Consider the following 18,230-nt stretch of genomic DNA (forward strand, 5'->3'; position numbering starts at 1 on the left):
TAGGCGATCGACGCAAAGGCCTCGGCCTGGTGGCCAGCCCTCAGGTACCCGCAAGATTACAGGTTGTTCCGAACTGACCCAGGCAAATATCCGCCTTGATTCAGGTTATCTCCTGATGGAAGCCACTGGCAGGATCAGCCATGAACGTTGCGTGTTCTCATCAATTCAGCAGGAGAACAACGCACGGCGGTAACGAATTAGGCGTGATCAGTCATGGCGCGATCATCGGGATGTATAGTGCCGGTTCTAGTCGCCCTAGCCATTCTTCACGTGGGTTCAGCGCAAGCGAAAATGATCCAGCTTCCTGAAGCAGTGGCGGTCCCTTCAGCTAGACCTGGGGTTGCGGAACTATCCCCGACGGAATCTGCTCCAATTGGGGTTGAGCGCCGGCCGACGAGCCGATCTACGATAGGGATCACACCGCAGCCAATTCCGCCTTCCCGTCAGAGCGTCAGGGTCGTTGGCCCAAAGTTCCTTCCGGATCAAAGCGATGCTATTGAGCTGTTAGGCGAGGCCGCTGCACGTGCAAGTGCGTCGCGAAATTGAGATGTGCAAATTTTTCGGCCCTATGAGGGTCGTTTCAGTCGCTCCGGGTGCGAAAGCCGCCAGTCCCCAAGGCTGCCGGCGGCAACGCGCCGCACTGACGTCGGTCTCTATTCGAAGCGCTCAGGCCGGAAGTTGCCGTGCGTAAAACGGCCCAGTCATTGCCCGTCTCGGATACGTTCGCAGTTGGACAATAACGCCCAGGCTATCGGGACATGCCGCTCGATATGCTGGCCGAGCAGATCCTCTCAGAAGCCCCACGTATATGGCTGCACAATCCAAAGATTTCAGCTGCCCAATTGAAGCTCGCCGACATGGAACGAAAGCGTGTCGAGCGGATCGATGCCGAGGCGCGGAAGTTGCTGGTCGCCGCGGCGGAAATCGCATCGGGTGACCGTGAGATCGGTCCTTGGGAAGAAGGGGCGGTTGCGCACGGTCTCAAATCGGTTGTCGCCGCCGATGGCGTCGCTATCGGGTTCCTCGTACGTGAACAGGAATGGAAGTCATTCGTAGCATTCCAGTTCGGACTTGCCGCGAAAAATGGCTTCACCCGCAAGGACGCTTTCGCTGCGGTCAAGGCGGAAGGCTGGATCGACAAGCGGTTCGGCTTCGTTGGTGAGGACGTAGCCGACAGCATGCGTCGCGTGACCGGACGCGGTGTCAGGGTGCCATGGGAGGCGATCGGCGGGCGCTGTCACGTTATCTGATGTTGGACGTGAAGGGCCCGCTGACAGGCATATCAGGCGAGGGCTCGGGTCACAGCGGTCCATTCCGCCATAGCGTTGAGGCGATGGAGATGGATCTGAAATGCGGAGCGTTTTGAGCGGACTGGGACGAAGAGATTACGGAAGGCTGAGAAGATCGATACGAAGCGCTGCAGGCTTCCCGGCGAACGGAAGCCCTGCATCGTTCGCTCCCGCTTTCGCAGCGGCACGTGGGAATTCTCCGCCCTGTTGTTGAGGCCCTTGTACGCGCGGTGCTCGACATCCGGCATGACCTGCCGTTTCGCCGCTCCATAGGAACGCAGCTTGTCGGGGATCATGCGCTTTTCTGCGAGGCCCTGTTTCTTCAGCAGCCTGGCGAGCAGGCGCCTCGCGGCCTTGGTATTGCGGCGGCTCCGGACGATTTCATCGAGAACATATCCCATCCTGGTCGACAGCCCGCCACAACCAATGTTTCTTGCCGGCGATGGTGATGAGGACTTCGTCCAGGTGCCAAACATCGTTAGGGCTGGACCGCTTCCTGCGCAGTCGGCGAACGTACTCGGGCCCGAACTTCTTCCCCCAACGGCGGATCGTTTCATACGAGACGACGATGCCGCGCTCCAGCAGCATTTCCTCGACCAGGCGCAGGCTCAATGGGAACCGGTAATATAGCCACACCGCATGGGCGATGATCTCGGCGGGAAAGCGGTGGCCTTTGTAGCTGATGAGCGCGTCATTCATCAACCGGCGTCTCCCCTGCGACTCCTCACAAGAAGTTACCGTGACATCGCCCGGTGTTGAGGTGTTGTTGAGCTTGGCGTGCCCGAGCAGGACCTGGATGATCCGGATGTCGGTGCCGTCCTCCAGCAGGTGGGTGGCGAAGCTGTGGCGCAGCGTGTGCGGCCCGACCCGCTTGGCGATGTCGGCGGCCTGCGCTGCCTCGACGACGATGCGATAGAGCTGCCGCGTGCTGATCGGCTTCATCGCGTGCTGTCCGGGAAACAACCAGCCGTCGCGGTGCATCACGCCCTGCTGACGTCCGACCTTCCACCATTGCCGCAGGAGAGTGAGCAGGTCCTCCGAGAGCATGGCGTTGCGATAGCGCCCGCCCTTGCCACGCTCCACGCGCAGCAGCATGCGCTCGCTGTCGACGTGGGTGACCTTCAGTATCGACACCTCGGCGACGCGCAGGCCCGCGCCATAGGCAACCGACAGTGCGGCCTGGTGCTTGAGGCAGGTGGTGGCGTTGAGCAGCCGGGCCACCTCGTCGCGACTGAGCACCACGGGCAGGTTGCGCGGATGCGACAGCCGGACGAGCCGGCGCGCCAGGTCCGGGCGGTCGAGCGTTTGGGTGAAGAAGAAGCGCGGCGCCGACACGATGCTGTTCATCGTTGGCACGGGAACGCCGTCCTCCTGCTGCTCGATCTGGAACCGGCGCAGGTCGTCGGCGGTAGCGGTGTCAGGTGAACGCCCGAGGAATGTCGCCAGGCGTCCGATGTCGCGGAGATAGTTGCGCTGAGTCTCGCGTGAGAAGCGCCGCATGTTCATGTCGTCGATCAGCCGCTGGCGCAGCGGGCTGACGGGTGCATCGAGAACGAGGTACTGCATGGTCAGGCTCCTTATTGAAGAAGCCTGTCATGCTCTGCCCCCGCCGCACGACGCTCAACGCGAGCGCGACGACCGGTTCGTGATCTCTACCTCAACCGCAGGCGCCCCTCCCGCGCAGCGGGTTCGTTCACCGGCCCCGTTTCAGACTACTGGTCACACTGACTATTGGCCGAGCCTCAACACCTCCCGATGTGGAATCGGCCCGTTGGCCTATCGTCTTTCATCCAGATCAGAGCCTGGGTCATGGAGTCGACCTGGTCGTCGTGCTTTCCGTGCGGGAACGCGAGCACCTCAAGCAGGAAGTCATCTCTCCAATGTGCGTCTTTAGGAAGATTGACGTTGCCGTTTTCGATCATTGCGGCAACACGTGACAGCCGGCTTTCCTTGTCGGTTCTGGCTTTTACTGGCGTGGTGCTGATGTCCTGGCTTTCCAAGTCGGCGATGAGGCTTGAGCCGGAGCCCGCATCCTCAATGAGGATGATGTCGGGGGAGTGCACCAGAAGGGAGGTTTTTACCGCCTTGATGAGGTCTGGGTAAGCTGCCCGGACGCGGACGAGATCAAGGAGATAATAGTTGTTGTCGTCTTTGGCCCATGTCGTTCCGACGGAGTAATCACTGGAGGGGTCGCCCTTAAGGGCGGTGTCCCAGCTTTGAACGATCGTCATCGACCGACGGTCGAACTGATGCGGATTGTAGTCCTGAAACCACACCCTCTCGACCATGTTGCCGTCTGGCGGGGCAGGGGACTGTTGGTATTGCGCGGAAAAGGTGAGCGATCCCAAATCTCGCTTCAGTCTTTCCAGTTCGGCGTGTCCGAGACGGGCCGGGTGCAGCAAGTCGCCAAACTTTCGCTCGTACCAGCGATCTTCGCTGGTCTGCACGCGCTCGTCCTGCTCGGCAATCGCCGACAGGTTTAAATGCTCCCAGCCGCCAGTCTCCAGAAGCACGCCTGCAAGGTCGTCGACATGCAATCTTTGCATAACAAGGACAACGACACCGGCTGCGGGATTGTCAAAGCGCGACATCAACGTCGTGCGAACCCATTCGGCGCATCTATTGCGAGCCGACTCCGAATGCGCGTCATCTGCCTTCAAGGGGTCATCGATAATGATGATGTCGCCACCGCGGCCGGTTAGCTGACCACCGGTCGAGGTCGCCAGGCGCCCACCGCCGAGTGTCGTCTGCAGTTCATTTTCAGTGTTCTTGCGCGGGCTAACCTTGAACGTCGGAAACATCGATCGATACCAGGCGGTGTTGACGACCGTTCGAAAGTCGTTGGCGTGCTTGACCGCAAGTGGTTGAGCATAAGAGACGCAGATCATTTTCTTCGACGGATCGCGGCCAAGAATCCATGCCGGGAACGCGACTGAGGTGGTGACCGACTTCAGCGATCGCGGCGGCATCGTTATGATCAGGCGCTTGCACTTGCCTGCGGACACGCGCTCGAGCTGATGAGCAATCGCCCGGATGTGCCAGTTGGGCAAATACTTGGCATCTGGATCGACAGCGGAGAAAGCCAGCGCCACGAAGGTCGCCAGGTCATCACGGGCCGCGCCCAACAGCATCTGAAGGGCAGTCGGTGCAACCGGCGAGGATGATGGTCGGCCCGGTAGGGGGAGTGGGGCGTTCATTCCTCGTCTCCCTCGTCGCCGGTTTTGGAACGAGCCTCGTTATCGTTCTCTGGCGAGTCCTTGTGGTCGAGATAATCCCGCATCATCTCGACCACTGTTTGCGGATCGAACACGTCGACCTCCGCATCGGGTTGCCGGCTTTCCTCAAGTTCGGCACAACGGGATGCGAGCTGAAGCGCGTGGGCTGCCGACCGGAAGTCGCCTGAAAGCGCACTGTTGCGCATTTTGAGGAGGATGGCCTCCAGCGCCGTCACCGTCGTCGTCCTGCCATTCTGCTGGATTCGGATCGGCCCAAAGAGCGTCTCGCGTACAATAGTGTTCATGTTCTTTTTGCCTTTCGGTCGTCCTTTCGGATTGCCTGACATTCCCATGGCCTCGATGGTCGAAGCGCTCGGCCTGGCGCTGCCAGGCAACGCCGCCTATCCCGCGGTCGATGCGCGCCGCAGCCGAATCGCCCGCATGACGGGGCGACGCATCGTCGAGATGGTTAACGAGGATCTGCGCCCGTCGGCCATCCTCAAGAAAGAAGCTTTCGCCAACGCCATCCGCGTCAACGGCGCCATCGGCGGCTCGACCAATGCGGCCGTGCATATGCTGGCGATTGCTGGCCGTATAGGCACCGAACTGAAGCTGGACGACTGGGACCGTCATGGCCGCGATGTGCCGACCATCCTCAACCTGATGCCGTCCGGCCGCTTCCTGATGGAGGATTTCTGTTATGCCGGCGGCATTCCGGCTGTCATGAAAGAGATCGCCGATCTGCTCGATCTCGACGCGTTGACTGTCACCGGCAAGACCGTGCGCGACAACATCGCGGATGCCCAAAACTATAATCCCGAGGTTATTCGCCCGCGCGACAAGGCGCTCACGCCGCAGGGCGGCATTGCGGTGCTGCGCGGCAACCTGGCGCCCGACGGCGCCATCATCAAACCATCAGCCGCCTCACCACAGTTGATGAAGCATCGCGGCCGTGCCGTCGTCTTCGAGGACATCGACGACTACAAGGCGCGCGTCGACGATCCCTTGCTCGACATCGACGAGGGCTCGATCATGGTGCTGAAGAATTGTGGCCCCAAGGGCTATCCGGGGATGGCCGAGGTCGGCAACATGGCGCTGCCTCGGAAGCTGCTCAAGCAAGGCGTCCGCGACATGATCCGCATTTCCGATGCCCGCATGTCCGGCACTGCTTTCGGCACCGTCGTTCTGCATGCCGCACCCGAAGCCGCCATTGGTGGCCCGCTGACGCTGGTCAGGAGCGGCGACTTCATCGAGCTCGATGTCGAAGCGCGGAAGCTGCATCTCGACGTGTCGGAACAGGAACTCGCAAAGCGGCGGACATCCTGGGTTCCGCCGCAGCCGGTGATGCGCGGCGGCTATCAGGGGCTTTACGTCGACCATGTGCTGCAGGCGGATCGTGGCGCCGACCTCGACTTTCTCGTCGGCAGCCGTGGCCACGCCATTCCGCGCGAAAGCCATTGAGGCCGATCAGCATGCCCAGTTTCCGGCCCAATGATTTCCATGGCATTCACGCCATCCTCTACGCGCTCTTTGACGAGAACGAACGGCTAGACCGCGCGGCGATGCGCAAGCAGGTCGAGATCTGCCTGGCGACCGGCGTGCACGGCATGGCCGCACTCGGCCTGGCGACGGAAGTCGCCAAGCTGACAGAGGCCGAGCGCCAGACGATCATGGACTGGACGGCGGAAGACACCGCCGGAAAAGTGCCGCTCGCCTTCACCATCTTCGGCGCTTCGGTGGCCGAACAGGTGGCCCAGATTCGCCATGCTGAAAGCGTGGGAGCGGATTGGGTGATCCTGCAGCCGCCGCCGGTCGGGTCCTATGGCGCGCCGGAATACATCAAGTTCTTCGGCCGCGTCGCCGAGGCGACCGACCTGCCGGTGGCGATCCAGAACGCGCCGGCCTTTTTCGGGCGCGGCCTGTCCTCAGACGAAATCCGCGAACTCGTCACGCTTCATCCCAGCATAAGGCTGATCAAGGGCGAAGGGCCGGTCACCGACATTGCCGGATTGATCGAGCGCACGGAAGGCCGGATACCGGTTTTCAACGGACGTGGCGGCCTGGAGCTGATCGACAATTTCCGCATCGGCTGCCGCGGCATGATCCTGGCGCCGGATAGCATCGACCTCGCCGTGCGCGCCTACAATGCGTTCCGGGCCGGTGACGAAGCAACGGTCGAGGCCGAGTATGCAAGAATGCTGCCGGCAGCGGTCTTCGTCATGCAGGGCATCGAAAACCTGATCTGTTACGGCAAGCGGCTGTTCGGCGCTCGCACCGGCATCCCGATACACGACCGGGCTCCGGCGATGCGGCCAAGCGAGGTTGGCCTGGCGATGGTGGCGCGCTTTGCGGCTGGCCTCGGCCGGTTGCCGGGCTGAACGGCAATTCCCGCTAATAGGTCGTCCGCCCGACACGCGACCCTGGCAGCGGGCCCTGGCGGCTTCAGCCGAGAAGGTCGGCCGCGACTTCGAGCGTGTTGCGCAACGACGTCTCGAGATGGCGTTCCATCGCCTGCGCGGCGCCCTCGGCGTCGTGATGTTTCAAAGCCTCGAAGATGGCTTCATGCTGCTCGATCGTCTGTTCGCCATAGCCGGGCTTCGGGATGACGAGATGGCGGCCGCGATCCATCTGCGCCTTCGAGATGTCGACGGCTCTCCAGATCATCGGCAGGCCACAGATTTCGGCGATGGTGCGGTGAAAGACATCGTCGAGCTGTATCGCGATGGCATATCTGCCCTGCGATATGGCAAGCCGGTGCGCCGCCACATTGTCCTTCAGCAATTCGCCGGCTGCCGGTGAGAACTTGTCGGCCGCGCGCCTGGCGCTTTCCATTTCCAGCGCCCGGCGGATGACATAGGCTTCCTCCAGGTCGGCCCGGCTGATCGGGGCGACATAGGTGCCGGTTTGCGCCAGGATGGTGACCAGACCCTCGTCGCTGATGCGCTTGACCGCTTCGCGCACCGGGGTACGCGAAACACCGAGCGCTTCCGCGATGGCCACCTCGTTGATCACTTCCCCGGGCCTCATCTGTCCGACGACGATAAGGTTGCGAATCTGGTGATAGATCTGATCGCGGAGCGGCAGAGCCCGATTGAGAGTCGAAGGATCGAGGTCCATGGGAAAATCCGCGTCTTCGTTCACCAGAAATGGTCAGATTACATTGGAATGTAAATCAGAAAGTACCTAAGCCGGGCATGACCGATGTCGCCGATCGGCACGGCCTTCCGCCATCTCGACGAGCGCCGCGTTCGGCGCGCTTGTTGCGCCAAGGTCCAAATCAGCGTGGCGGGCAATCTCGCTTACGCGCAATTTACGACCGCCCGCTAAAAACGTTCCTGTCTGATTCGTCTGGGACAGGAACGTCATGAGCAAAGCCCTTACATCCTTCGCACTGGTCGCCGTGCTGACCGCCTTGCTCATGGCGTTGAGCCTGGCTGTGGCCAGGCACGGCTATCCCTATGGCGCGATCGGCGTCAGGCGCCTCGACGGCATTGCCGACGCTGGCGTGTTCATCCCGATTGCCGCGGTCTATTTCTTCAGCGCGATGCTGATGATGATCCTGCCGATCAGGGCGGCCGGCATTGTCCTGACCCATGCCGCCGACGCCCTCTTCTGGACGGTGATCGCGCTGTTTGCGACCATTGTCGGCTGTCTGGTAGCCAGATGGGCTTTCGGCCAGGGCAGCGCCGTGTGGGCATTGCTGAACTGGCGGTTCCTTTTTGCCGCGGCGATCGTCGGTTGTCACTTCGTCATGAATGAGCTGCGCCGCAACGTCCTGCTGCGCAGCCTGTTCTTCGTGGTCTTTGCCGCCGCGACACTGGCCTGCCTGTTCTGGTCGTTCACGCTCTGACGTGTCGCCGGCTAATCGGCTGATTCGGCGGCGATGTTGCAGGCGGCTGTTTCCATCCATGTCCAGAGATAGGCCGCAAGACCGCGATCGACATGGACGCGCAGCTTGCCGTCATGGCGATAGACGATGGCGCTGATGCTGGCGAAGGAAAGCGCTGCGCTGGCACTCGCTTGGCTGGGATCGAGCGCTGTCCCGCGCGCGATGAAAGCGTCGAGCGCCGTGCCCTCGGCCTCGAACACCTGCAGCCCGGCGCTGATCGCCGTCACCGCGAACCCGTCTGCATGCCAGCCCATGGCGATGGCAAGCGGGCTGTTCGAAACGACAAGCAGCCGGTCGCGCGCCAGCCGCGCCGCATAGCGGTCGCCCTGCGCGGTACCAAAGGCTCCAACACCAGTGCGGTCCACGCCAGATACTCGCGCCCACGCGTCGAGATCGCCGCTGACCATCAACTGGGTAAGACCCGAGATCGCGCGCACCGCAAGGCCGGGCGCGGTGATAACCGCACTTTGCCAGTCCGGCGCAACGGACCATTTCTCCGCGAGATCACGCATGCAGCCGGTCTCCTGCTGGGTCGAAGGCGCAAGGTGGGGCGATTGTCGCCGTCCGGATCTTGCCGAGATGCTGGATTTCGATCGTCTCGCCGTGGCGGGCCGCGCCGCGCTCGATCAGGCCAAGCGCAACCGGGCGGCCGAGCGTCGGGCTCTGGTAGCTCGATGTGACAAAGCCCTGGCTGCGCAATCCGCCGTCAATCCGTTTGATGCCATGCGCACCGGTGGCCAGCGGCGCTTCGCCTTGTGGCACCGCCAATCCGACAAGCTGCATGCGGTTGTCACGCGCGGCCTCTTCGGTAAACAGCGAGCGGCGGCCGACGAACTCGCTCTGGCGCTTGGCGCGCGGGCCGTCGACGCCGAGATCGTGCGGCAGCGTGGTGCCGTCAGTGTCCTTGCCGATGACGATAAAGCCTTTCTCGGCGCGCAGGATCATCAGCGCTTCCAAGCCGATGACGACGACATCGAACGCCTGGCCGGCCCGGCGCAGTTGCGCCCATAGCGGCTCGGCGCGATCGGCCCGGATCGAGATTTCATAGCTCCTGTCGCCGGTGAAGCTGACGCGGGCGACGCGGACCTCGTCGCCGGCATAGGTGCCATGACCAACCGCCATATGCGGCAGGTCGGAATCGTCGAGCGAGAGGCCGAGATCCAGAGTTTCGAGCAGTTTTCGGGCGTTCGGTCCGGACACGGTCAGTGTCGCCATGTCTGATGTGGCGTTGTGGATGTAGACCGCACCGCGTCCGAAGCGGTCCTGGCGCCATTCCTCCAGCCGGGCGTGCACGGCAGCGACGTGCGAGGAGGAGCACGACACGACGAAGCGCTGCTCGTCGAGCCGCACCAGAACGCCGTCGTCGAAGACCACGCCATTCTCCGACAGCATGAAGCCGTAGCGGCAGCGGCCCGGTTTCAGCGTCGACATAGTGTTGTAATAGAGGAAATCGACAAATGCGGCCGCCTGCGGTCCGATCACCTCGATCTTGCCGAGCGTCGAACCATCGAACAGCGCCACAGATTGACGGGCGCGCCGCGCCTCGTCCGCGATCGAACGCTCCGCGTCCGCGTTGCCGCCATAGTGGGCCGGGCGCAGCCAGCCGCCATATTCCTGGAAGACCGCGCCATTGGCGCGATGGATAGTCTCCAGCGGCAGCCGCCGCACCGGCGCCATCAATTCGCCGACGCGCGCGCCGGCAAAGCTTGCCAACGGCACCGGCGTGAACGGCGGGCGGTAGGTGGTGGTGCCGACCTCCGGCACCGTGCGGCCGGTGATGCCGGCCATCAGCGCCAGGCCGGGCAGGTTGGAGGTCTTGCCCTGATCGGTCGCCATGCCGAGCGTGGTGTAGCGCTTCAGATGTTCGACCGAGACGAAGTTTTCGCGCGCCGCCAGTTCGACATCCTTCACCGTCACGTCGTTTTGATAGTCGATCCAGATTCGCCCCTTCGAGCCCGGCACCGGCCAAGCGGCCGTTATGCCTCCTGTCGCTTCCGGTCCGGTGCTGTGCGGTATCGCCGCTTTCTTTTGACCAGAAGATGTAACGGCGTTGCCGGCACCTGCGAACACCTCCGACAAGGAAACCGCGCCAGCAGCCGCACCGGCAACAGCGATGCCATCAACCGGGTCGCCGGGCAGAAAGGCGGCGCGCGCCTCGCTCCAGGCGAGCTTGCCCTTGGCCTGGCCGAAGAGATGAATGGTCGGCGTCCAGCCGCCGGAGATCAGCACGCAATCGGTACCCAACCTCGTGCCGTCGTCGAGCGTCACGCCGTCGACGCGCAGCTTGCCGGTGGCGGAGGTGAGGGCTCGGCCTTTGACCAGCCCCACATTGGCCGGCGTGGGGGGCGTGCCATCACGGCGAATGTCCACAAGGGTAACATCGGCCCCCACCTCGGCCAGCGCCGTGGCAACTTCGTAGGCACTGTCATTGTTGGTGGCGAGGACGATGCGGCGGCCGACCAGGACCGCGTGGCGCCTGAGATAGGCGAGCGCTGCATCCGCCGACATGATGCCCGGCAGGTCGTTGTTGGCAAAGGGCAGCGGCCGCTCAATGGCGCCGGTCGCCAGCACGATCTGGCGCGGCCTGACCCGCCACAGCGTATCCGGCCGGCCGTCGCAATGGCGCTGGTTCAGCCCGACCAGATTGTGGTCGTAGATACCGAAGGCGGTGGTCGAAGGCAGGATCAGCTGACCGGCAGCGGCAAGCTCTGCAACCGTCTCCGCGATCCAGGCGGCCGCCGGCTTGCCGTCGATCTCACCGGCGCGATGGCCCAGCGATGCGCCTGGCTTAGGCTGGTCGTCGACCAGCATGACAGAAAGACCAGCACCAGACGCCAGCCGTGCCGCCGCCAGTCCTGCCGGTCCCGCGCCCACCACCAGCACGTCGCAATGATGGTTGATCTGGTCGGCTGTGCCCGCCGAGGTCCAGCCCGCATCGACCTTGCCCAGCCCCGCCATGGCGCGGATGCGTGGCTCGAACCTGTGCCAGTCCGGCCACATGAAGGTCTTGTAGTAGAACGCCGCCGGAATGAAGCGCGCAAAACGGTCGAGGAAGGCGTTGCGGTCGGCCAGTGCACTGGGCGCGGCGTTGACGCTTCTCGCCACCAGCCCGTCGCGCGCCGGCTCGGTCGTGGCCCGCGTATTCGGCGTCGCCGGCACACTACCGCCGACATCGACCAGCGCGTTCGGTTCCTCGACGCCGGCGCTCCAGATGCCGCGAGGCCGATGATATTTGAAGCTGCGGCCGACGACCGCGACATCGCCTGCCAGCAGCGCCGAGGCGATGGTGTCGCCGGCATAGCCGTGCACCGTAGCGCCGTCGAAGCTGAAGCGGATCGGGCGGGAGCGGTCGATGGCGCTGCCGCCGGTGGCAAGACGCGAGGCGGTCACGCCGCGTGCTCCCCGCCGAGAGCAGCCGAGGACAGCACCTTGTGCGTGACCGTGTCACGTTCCATGACGAAGAACTCGCCGCAGTTCATGTGAACCCAGATTTCGCGCGCCGTGCCTTTCGGGTTGGTGCGCAAATAGAGGTAATCAGCCCAGCGATCGATCGGCACCTCGGCGCCATCAGGCCTGATGTTGCCGGCATCGCCGCCATAGTGGAATTCGGTCTCGCCGCGCGAGCCGCAGAATGGGCAAGGGAACAACTGCATGATTGCCTCTAGTGCGCGATGCCGGAGCCGGCCGCTTCGTCGATCAGCCGCCCGGTGGCGAAGCGATCGAGGTCGAAGGGGCGGCTGATGTCGTTGTGCTTGCCGGTCGCCAGCAAGTTTGCCAGCAGCGTGCCGCCGGCGGGAATGGCCTTGAAGCCGCCCGTGCCCCAGCCGCAATTGAGGAACAGTCCCGGTAGGGGCGATTCGCCGATGATCGGCGAGGAGTCCGGCACGACATCGACAATACCCGCCCATTGCCGCATCAGCTTGAGCTGGCCGAAGATCGGGAACATCTCCAGCACCCCGGCAATCACCATCTCCAGCGTCGGCAGATTGCCGCGCTGCGCATAGGAGGGGATGCGGTCGAGCCCGCCGCCGATGACGATCTCGCCCTTGTCCGACTGGCTGACATAGACGCCGCAGCCCGGCGACAGCACCACCGTATCGAGGATCGGCTTGACCGGCTCGGAAACGCAGGCCTGCAGCGCATAGGAATTGATCGGCAGCCGGAAGCCGGCCTTGGCCGCCAGCACCGAGGAGTGCCCGGCCACCGCCATGCCGATGCGCTCGGCCCGGATCGCGCCCCGCGAAGTCTGGACGCCACGGCAGCGGCCGCCCTCGATGATGAAATCGGTGATCTCGCAGTTCTGGATGATGTCGACGCCGAGCCGGCTTGCCGCGCGCGCATAGCCCCAGGCGACCGCGTCATGGCGCGCCGTTCCGGCCCTGCCTTGCCAGATGCCGCCAAACACCGGGAAGCGCGCATCCGGCGAAAAATTGTAGATCGGCGCCACCCGGCGCACATCTTCAGGTGAAAACAGCTCGGCATCAATGCCGTTGATCTGCATGGCGTTGACGGTGCGCGCGCCGATCTCCATCTCGGCGGTCGAGTGGCACAGATTGACCATGCCACGCTGCGACAGCATCACATTGTAGTTCAAATCCTTGGACAGCCCCTCATAGAGCCGGTGTGCCAACCCGTAGAGCTCGACGCTTTCCGGATAATAATAGTTGGAGCGCACCACGGTCGTGTTGCGGCCTGTGTTGCCGCCCCCGATCCAGCCTTTTTCCAGCACAGCAACTCGGGCGATGTTGTGGTTCTTGGCAAGGTAGTAAGCTGTCGCCAGCCCATGGCCGCCGCCGCCAATGACGATCGCGTCATAGGACGGCTTCGGCTCGGGCGAGCGCCATGCCGGCTGCCAGCCGGTCTGGCCGGCCAGGCCTTCTCTAAACAGCGATAAAGCGGAATAGCGTGTGGTCATGGCGTGCCGGACAGGCCTGATTTTTCGAGGCAAAGCGTATTCCTGTTGTACACGTATGTCTAGTAATGGATGCAGTCTTGCGTACGGTTGATGGCGTCAGTGCTTTCGCGAAATCGTCTCCTCGACGTAGCGCGAGAAATCCTCGACGTCCTGGGGCGACGGCTCCTGGCCGGTAAAACTGCGCAGATACGAGGCAACTTGAGCCAGGCGGCTGCTCATCGGCTCGTTGAGTTCGAGCGAGTAATAGCCGATCTGCATGAAATAGAGCACGCGGGCCCGTACGAACGCATCCACCTCATCATAGCCATGACGCATGAACATGTCGCGAATGGCGTTGACGCGCTCCTCGTCAGCCTCGTCGAGCGCGCGCCGGATGGTAGGCGAACGACGGGCCCAGGCCCTGATCGCGAAATCCAGCTGGGGATCGAATAGCCTTTCGTCCACCCAGCATTCGAAAATGCTCATCACCCCGCGGATGACGGTCGCGGAAGGCCGCCTGGCGCGTTCGACGATGAACCTGGTGTTGGTCTGCCGCCAATAATCCAGCAACTGGTCGAGCAGATCCTGCCGGCTCTTGAAATACCAGTAGAAGCTGGAACGCGACACATCGAGCTTCTGGCCCAGCGTCAGCACGCGGACGCGTTCGACACCGTCCGAGATCAACGTTTCAAGCGCTAGCTTCAGCCAATCTTCGCGCGTGGCCTTGATGTTGCCGGTGGCGCCGGCGCGCTGAATCGTCGTTTCGAGAGCTGCCATCAACACGACGCATGACATGCTGCCTCAGGCAAATCAAGGCTATGGACATGACTGTACAGGGCAATTCAACCCTGACCGAATGATGCATCTCGGATGTTAGCCGGATTGAGGCTCGATCGGGCGCTGTCGCCGCCACGCCATCAGCGCGGTCGCAAGCGAGGGGATTTTTGTCGCGGCTGCTGGTTCAGTGTTTGCTTTCCCGCAAGGCAATTGTCTGGCAAATACAAGTTCAGACAGATGCCCGCGCGGCCAACCAGCAGGAACAAACGACATGACGCTGTTTCGACAGAATCTTATCGATGGCGAATGGGTCGGCGAGGCCGGTTCGCGCAACATCAACCCCTCGGATACCGGCGATATCGTCGGCGACTATGCCTCGGCGGGAGCCGAGCAGGCGGGGCAGGCGATCGCCGCAGCCAAGGCGGCGTTTCCGGCATGGTCTCGCTCCGGTCCGTTGGCGCGCCACGCGGTCCTGAAAAAAGCCTCCGATGAGATCCTGGCGCGCAAGGACGAGATCGGCCGCAATTTGGCCCGTGAGGAAGGCAAGACGCTGGCCGAGGGCATCGGCGAGACCATTCGCGCCGCCCAGATATTCGATTTCTTTGCCGGCGAAACGTTGCGTTTGACCGGAGATGTCGTGCCGAGCGTGCGGCCGGGCGTCGGCGTCGAGATCACGCGCGAGGCGGTCGGCGTGGTCGGCATCATCACGCCGTGGAATTTTCCGATCGCCATCCCGGCCTGGAAGATCGCCCCGGCACTGGCCCACGGCAACACCGTCGTCTTCAAGCCGGCTGAACTGGTTCCCGAGAGCGCCTGGACCATCATCGACATCCTGCATCGCGCCGGCCTGCCCAAGGGCGTGCTCAATCTCGTCATGGGCAAGGGCTCGGTCGTCGGTCAGGCGATGCTCGACAGCCCCGATGTCAACGCCATCAGCTTCACCGGCTCGGTCGGCACAGGCAAGCGCGTCGCCGCGGCAAGCATCGAGCACATGCGCAAGTTCCAGCTTGAAATGGGCGGCAAGAACCCGCTGGTCGTGCTCGACGACGCCGATCTCGCGGTCGCCGTCGATTGCGCGCTCAATGGCGCCTTCTTCTCGACCGGCCAGCGCTGCACCGCCTCGTCCAGGCTGATCGTGACCGACGGCATCCACGATCGTTTCGTCGATGCCCTCAAGGATCGCATGAGCAAGCTGGTCATCGGCGATGCGCTCGACGCGCAGACTCAGATCGGCCCGGTCGTCGATGCGACGCAGCTGAAGCAGGACGAGGATTACATCGCCATCGGCGTCAGGGAGGGCGCCACGCTCGCCTTCGGTGGCGAGCGGCTCGATCGCAAGACGCCGGGCTTCTACTTGCAGCCGGCATTGCTGACTGAGGCCACCAACGCCATGCGCAGTTCGCGCGAGGAGATTTTCGGACCTGTCGCCAGCGTCATACGCGTCAAGGACTATGACGAAGCGCTTTCCGTCGCCAACGACACGCCCTTCGGCTTGACCTCGGGCATCTGCACCTCGAGCCTAAAGCACGCCACCCACTTCAAGCGCAATTCGGAAGCCGGCATGGTAATGGTCAACCTGCCGACGGCGGGTGTCGACTTCCACGTTCCCTTCGGCGGCCGCAAGGGCTCGAGCTACGGCCCGCGCGAACAGGGCCGCTACGCGGCGGAATTCTACACCACGGTAAAGACCGCCTATACATTCGCTGGCTGATCGGCCGTCGGCCGATCATGCCGGGCTGATCGGGCGCCGGCTGATTGGCTGGCAACCCGTCACACATCTGGATTGGAGCGGCGCGAAGGGATGACAGTGCAGAATCTGACCTGGCTTAACCCGCCGGCGCACCACGCCATCGACGGCGATAGCGTTCGTGTGCGCACCGGCAAGGAGACCGATTTCTGGCGCGAGACCTTCTACGGTTTCTGGCGTGACAACGGTCACTTCCTTTACCGGCCGGTCGAGGGCGATTTCACCGCCGAAGTCACGGTCAAAGGCGACTACAAGGTGCTTTACGATCAAGCCGGGCTGATGGTTCGGCTCAGCGAAACGCACTGGATCAAGGCCGGTATCGAATACACCGACGGCCTTTCCTATTTCTCCGTCGTCGTCACCAACGACACGTCCGACTGGTCGCTGGTCGCCATCCCTGCCGACCCGAACGGCATCAGCATCCGTCTGACCCGTCACGCCGAGGCGATCCGGGTCCAGTATCTCGATGCTTCCGAAGGCCACTGGAAGCCGGTGCGGCTTGCCTATTTCCCGATCTCGAAAGCAGTCGATGTCGGCATGATGTGCTGTTCCCCGCAGCGCGAGGGGTTCGAGGTTACATTCTCCGGCTTTTCGGTGGAGCCGCCAATATCGCGGGAATTGCACGATTGAGGCGTGCGGTCTTGCGCTGAACCGCGAGCACTTCGACCTTTACGACAGTCGCTGTTTGAAGACTTGCCACGCGCGCCGTCGGGTTATCCGACCGCGCCGTGAATGGGGCGCGGCAATTGCCCTGGACCTTGCTCGTTCACATATTGTTGGATTGGATCCAATCATACAATATGGATTCAAAGAGGAGACCGAACGATGACGCGTTGGCAAGGGGTGTTCCCGGCGGTCACGACCAAGCTGAACCAGGATGGTTCGATCGACATCGAGGCGACGCAGGCAAGCATCGATCGCCTGATCGCCAATGGCGTGTCGGGCGTCATCGTCCTGCCGATGCTTGGCGAGAATGCGTCACTGCAGCCGCAGGAGCGGGAAGCGGTCATCCGGGCCGCGAAAGACGTGGTGGCCGGACGTGTCCCGCTTCTGTCCGGCCTTGCCGAGATTTCGACGGCAAACGCAACCGCAGCCGCGCGCAAGTACCAGGATTTCGGCGCCGAAGGCCTGATGGTGTTCCCCAGCCTTGGCTACAAGACCGACCCGCGCGAGACCGCTGAGTGGTACAAGGCGATCGCCAATGCCAGCGACCTGCCGATAATGATCTACAACAACCCGATCGCCTATGGCGTCGACGTCACCCCCGCCATCCTGAAGGTGCTGGCGGACTGCCCGACGATTGTTGCCGTGAAGGAAGAGACCGGCGATGTGCGCCGGGTCACCGACATGATCATCGAACTCGACGATCGCTTCGATATCTTCTGCGGCGTCGACGACCAGATCGTCGAGAGCATGGCGCTCGGCGCCACCGGCTGGGTGTCCGGCATGACCAATGCGTGGCCGGAGCAATGCGTCCGCATTTTCAATTTGTGCGCGGCCGGCGATTTCGCCGCCGCGCGCGATCTCTACCGCATCATGACGCCGTCCTTTCATCTCGACACGCATGTCAAGCTGGTCCAGTACATCAAGATGGCCGAGCATCTCGTCTATGGCGCGCCGGAGTGGACCCGCGCGCCACGCTTGCCTCTGGTTGGCGAAGAGCGCGCGCGCGTCACCGCCGTCATCGAGGCGGCGATCGAAAAGCTCAGGCAGCAGGACTGAACACGGGACGCCCATGGCCACCACCGACAAGCCGCTGCTGCAACGCCAGACCGTGACGGCAATGGTCGCCCAGTACATCGCCGCCAGGATCATCGGCGGCGATTACCCGGGCGGACATCAGATCCGCCAGGAAGCCATCGCCGCCGAGCTTGGCGTGAGCCGGATCCCGGTGCGCGAGGCGCTTCTGCAACTGGAGGCGGACGGCCTGGTCGTCATCAGGACGCATCGCGGTGCGGTCGTGTCGGAGTTGTCCGCCGACGATGCGATCGACCTTTTCGATGCGCGCCTGTTGCTTGAGCCTTTCCTGGTCGAAAAGGCGATCGCGCACGCCTCGGACCAGGACATTGCCGCCATCGAAAAATCGATGCGCGCCTATGAGGCTGCCATCGCCCGAGGCGATGATCCCAAGGATCTCAGCCGTCTCAACTGGGCGTTCCACACCGCATTGCTCGAACCGTCGATGCGGCCGCGGTCGATGGCGGTCGTCCAGACGCTCTACAACTCCGCCGACCGCTATTTGCGTCTGCAGATCGAGCCCGCCAAGGCACAGGCCAAAGCCCTGCAGGAGCATCGCCAGCTCTTCGAAGCCTATCGCGGGAGGGACATCGCCGAGACCGCGCGCTTGTTGAGAAAACACATCGCCGACGCGGCCGGCGAGATCGTCAGCCAGTTGCGGCGCAGCGAGAGCGCCGGCTGA

Annotated in this window: 15 protein-coding genes and 3 pseudogenes; 8 read left to right on the top strand and 10 right to left on the bottom strand. The window is 63.1% G+C overall.

The window, feature by feature from the left end; all coding sequences use genetic code 11:
- The first annotated feature begins 770 nt into the window (after nt 1-770).
- On the top strand, nt 771-1,250 hold the full coding sequence (locus ASD99_RS02510; protein WP_156388909.1) for a hypothetical protein: 480 nt from the start codon (nt 771-773) through the stop codon (nt 1,248-1,250).
- Between the two features lie 32 nt (nt 1,251-1,282).
- Here the strand turns inward: ASD99_RS02510 and ASD99_RS02515 are convergent.
- The 4 genes and pseudogenes from ASD99_RS02515 to ASD99_RS02530 all read right to left on the bottom strand — a co-directional run bounded on the left by ASD99_RS02515 (nt 1,283) and on the right by ASD99_RS02530 (nt 4,851).
- Nucleotides 1,283-1,988 (bottom strand): annotated as a pseudogene (locus tag ASD99_RS02515) (IS6 family transposase).
- A 57-nt stretch (nt 1,989-2,045) separates the two neighbouring features.
- A pseudogene (locus tag ASD99_RS02520) lies at nt 2,046-2,855 on the bottom strand (tyrosine-type recombinase/integrase); the annotation flags it as partial.
- Nucleotides 2,856-3,031: 176 nt separating this feature from the next.
- Nucleotides 3,032-4,486: a phage terminase large subunit gene (gene terL, locus ASD99_RS02525; protein WP_082583120.1), complete on the bottom strand. Its 1,455-nt coding sequence runs from the start codon at nt 4,484-4,486 to the stop codon at nt 3,032-3,034.
- The gene (locus ASD99_RS02530) at nt 4,483-4,851 is read right to left on the bottom strand and encodes a DUF5681 domain-containing protein (RefSeq protein ID WP_156388910.1); all 369 of its coding nucleotides are present in this window, start codon (nt 4,849-4,851) and stop codon (nt 4,483-4,485) included. The genes terL and ASD99_RS02530 overlap by 4 nt, the downstream gene beginning before the upstream one ends.
- A 4-nt stretch (nt 4,852-4,855) precedes the next feature.
- Between ASD99_RS02530 and ASD99_RS02535 the strand changes: the two are divergent.
- Together ASD99_RS02535 and ASD99_RS02540 are read left to right on the top strand one after the other, a co-directional pair.
- Nucleotides 4,856-5,965, top strand: a pseudogene (locus ASD99_RS02535) (dihydroxy-acid dehydratase); the annotation flags it as partial.
- An 11-nt stretch (nt 5,966-5,976) separates the two neighbouring features.
- A complete protein-coding gene (locus ASD99_RS02540; protein WP_057142696.1) occupies nt 5,977-6,882 on the top strand; it encodes a dihydrodipicolinate synthase family protein in 906 nt (301 codons plus the stop codon).
- Between the two features lie 64 nt (nt 6,883-6,946).
- On the opposite strand, the gene ASD99_RS02545 is transcribed toward ASD99_RS02540, so the two are convergent.
- Complete coding sequence (locus tag ASD99_RS02545; protein WP_056589796.1) at nt 6,947-7,621, bottom strand: GntR family transcriptional regulator; 675 nt, start codon at nt 7,619-7,621, stop codon at nt 6,947-6,949.
- Nucleotides 7,622-7,868: 247 nt separating this feature from the next.
- Here ASD99_RS02545 and ASD99_RS02550 point away from each other — a divergent pair, with 247 nt between their 5' ends.
- Complete coding sequence (locus ASD99_RS02550) at nt 7,869-8,354, top strand: hypothetical protein (protein ID WP_023811545.1); 486 nt, start codon at nt 7,869-7,871, stop codon at nt 8,352-8,354.
- 11 nt (nt 8,355-8,365) lie between these two features.
- Here ASD99_RS02550 and ASD99_RS02555 read toward each other — a convergent pair whose 3' ends face one another.
- The 5 genes from ASD99_RS02555 to ASD99_RS02575 form a co-directional block, all read right to left on the bottom strand.
- Nucleotides 8,366-8,905 (bottom strand): hypothetical protein, encoded by a 540-nt coding sequence (locus ASD99_RS02555; protein WP_057142596.1) that lies wholly within the window; start codon nt 8,903-8,905, stop codon nt 8,366-8,368.
- Entirely contained in the window at nt 8,898-11,783 is a 2,886-nt protein-coding gene (locus tag ASD99_RS02560) for a sarcosine oxidase subunit alpha family protein (RefSeq protein WP_057142597.1), read from the bottom strand. The genes ASD99_RS02555 and ASD99_RS02560 overlap by 8 nt, the downstream gene beginning before the upstream one ends.
- Nucleotides 11,780-12,046, bottom strand: coding sequence for a sarcosine oxidase subunit delta (locus ASD99_RS02565; protein WP_057142598.1), 267 nt, complete (start codon nt 12,044-12,046; stop codon nt 11,780-11,782). The genes ASD99_RS02560 and ASD99_RS02565 overlap by 4 nt, the downstream gene beginning before the upstream one ends.
- An 8-nt stretch (nt 12,047-12,054) precedes the next feature.
- A complete protein-coding gene (locus ASD99_RS02570) occupies nt 12,055-13,308 on the bottom strand; it encodes a sarcosine oxidase subunit beta (protein ID WP_057142599.1) in 1,254 nt (417 codons plus the stop codon).
- 96 nt (nt 13,309-13,404) lie between these two features.
- The gene (locus ASD99_RS02575; protein ID WP_057142600.1) at nt 13,405-14,064 is read right to left on the bottom strand and encodes a TetR/AcrR family transcriptional regulator; all 660 of its coding nucleotides are present in this window, start codon (nt 14,062-14,064) and stop codon (nt 13,405-13,407) included.
- Nucleotides 14,065-14,335: 271 nt separating this feature from the next.
- Between ASD99_RS02575 and ASD99_RS02580 the strand changes: the two genes are divergently transcribed.
- From ASD99_RS02580 to ASD99_RS02595, 4 genes are all read left to right on the top strand, one after another.
- Nucleotides 14,336-15,775, top strand: a complete 1,440-nt coding sequence (locus ASD99_RS02580) for an aldehyde dehydrogenase family protein (RefSeq protein WP_056589810.1) — start codon at nt 14,336-14,338, stop codon at nt 15,773-15,775.
- Nucleotides 15,776-15,865: 90 nt separating this feature from the next.
- Nucleotides 15,866-16,441 (top strand): DUF1349 domain-containing protein, encoded by a 576-nt coding sequence (locus ASD99_RS02585; protein WP_057142601.1) that lies wholly within the window; start codon nt 15,866-15,868, stop codon nt 16,439-16,441.
- 195 nt (nt 16,442-16,636) lie between these two features.
- Nucleotides 16,637-17,533 (top strand): dihydrodipicolinate synthase family protein, encoded by an 897-nt coding sequence (locus ASD99_RS02590; RefSeq protein WP_056589816.1) that lies wholly within the window; start codon nt 16,637-16,639, stop codon nt 17,531-17,533.
- 13 nt (nt 17,534-17,546) lie between these two features.
- Nucleotides 17,547-18,230 carry a GntR family transcriptional regulator gene (locus ASD99_RS02595; RefSeq protein ID WP_056589819.1) on the top strand — a complete coding sequence of 228 codons (684 nt, stop codon included), beginning with the start codon at nt 17,547-17,549 and terminating at the stop codon, nt 18,228-18,230.

The sequence above is a fragment of the Mesorhizobium sp. Root695 genome (assembly GCF_001428185.1).
In the GTDB taxonomy this organism is placed as follows: Bacteria; Pseudomonadota; Alphaproteobacteria; order Rhizobiales; family Rhizobiaceae; genus Mesorhizobium.

Excerpts from the sequence above, each read along its gene's own strand:
- ASD99_RS02585 (WP_057142601.1), top strand. The coding sequence starts at position 15,866 with ATGACAGTGCAGAATCTGACCTGGCTTAACCCGCCGGCGCACCACGCC.
- ASD99_RS02555 (WP_057142596.1), bottom strand. The coding sequence starts at position 8,905 with ATGCGTGATCTCGCGGAGAAATGGTCCGTTGCGCCGGACTGGCAAAGT.
- ASD99_RS02540 (WP_057142696.1), top strand. The coding sequence starts at position 5,977 with ATGCCCAGTTTCCGGCCCAATGATTTCCATGGCATTCACGCCATCCTC.
- ASD99_RS02575 (WP_057142600.1), bottom strand. The coding sequence starts at position 14,064 with ATGGCAGCTCTCGAAACGACGATTCAGCGCGCCGGCGCCACCGGCAAC.
- ASD99_RS02595 (WP_056589819.1), top strand. The coding sequence starts at position 17,547 with ATGGCCACCACCGACAAGCCGCTGCTGCAACGCCAGACCGTGACGGCA.
- ASD99_RS02590 (WP_056589816.1), top strand. The coding sequence starts at position 16,637 with ATGACGCGTTGGCAAGGGGTGTTCCCGGCGGTCACGACCAAGCTGAAC.
- terL (WP_082583120.1), bottom strand. The coding sequence starts at position 4,486 with ATGAACGCCCCACTCCCCCTACCGGGCCGACCATCATCCTCGCCGGTT.
- ASD99_RS02545 (WP_056589796.1), bottom strand. The coding sequence starts at position 7,621 with ATGGACCTCGATCCTTCGACTCTCAATCGGGCTCTGCCGCTCCGCGAT.
- ASD99_RS02530 (WP_156388910.1), bottom strand. The coding sequence starts at position 4,851 with ATGTCAGGCAATCCGAAAGGACGACCGAAAGGCAAAAAGAACATGAAC.
- ASD99_RS02580 (WP_056589810.1), top strand. The coding sequence starts at position 14,336 with ATGACGCTGTTTCGACAGAATCTTATCGATGGCGAATGGGTCGGCGAG.
- ASD99_RS02510 (WP_156388909.1), top strand. The coding sequence starts at position 771 with ATGCTGGCCGAGCAGATCCTCTCAGAAGCCCCACGTATATGGCTGCAC.
- ASD99_RS02570 (WP_057142599.1), bottom strand. The coding sequence starts at position 13,308 with ATGACCACACGCTATTCCGCTTTATCGCTGTTTAGAGAAGGCCTGGCC.
- ASD99_RS02550 (WP_023811545.1), top strand. The coding sequence starts at position 7,869 with ATGAGCAAAGCCCTTACATCCTTCGCACTGGTCGCCGTGCTGACCGCC.
- ASD99_RS02565 (WP_057142598.1), bottom strand. The coding sequence starts at position 12,046 with ATGCAGTTGTTCCCTTGCCCATTCTGCGGCTCGCGCGGCGAGACCGAA.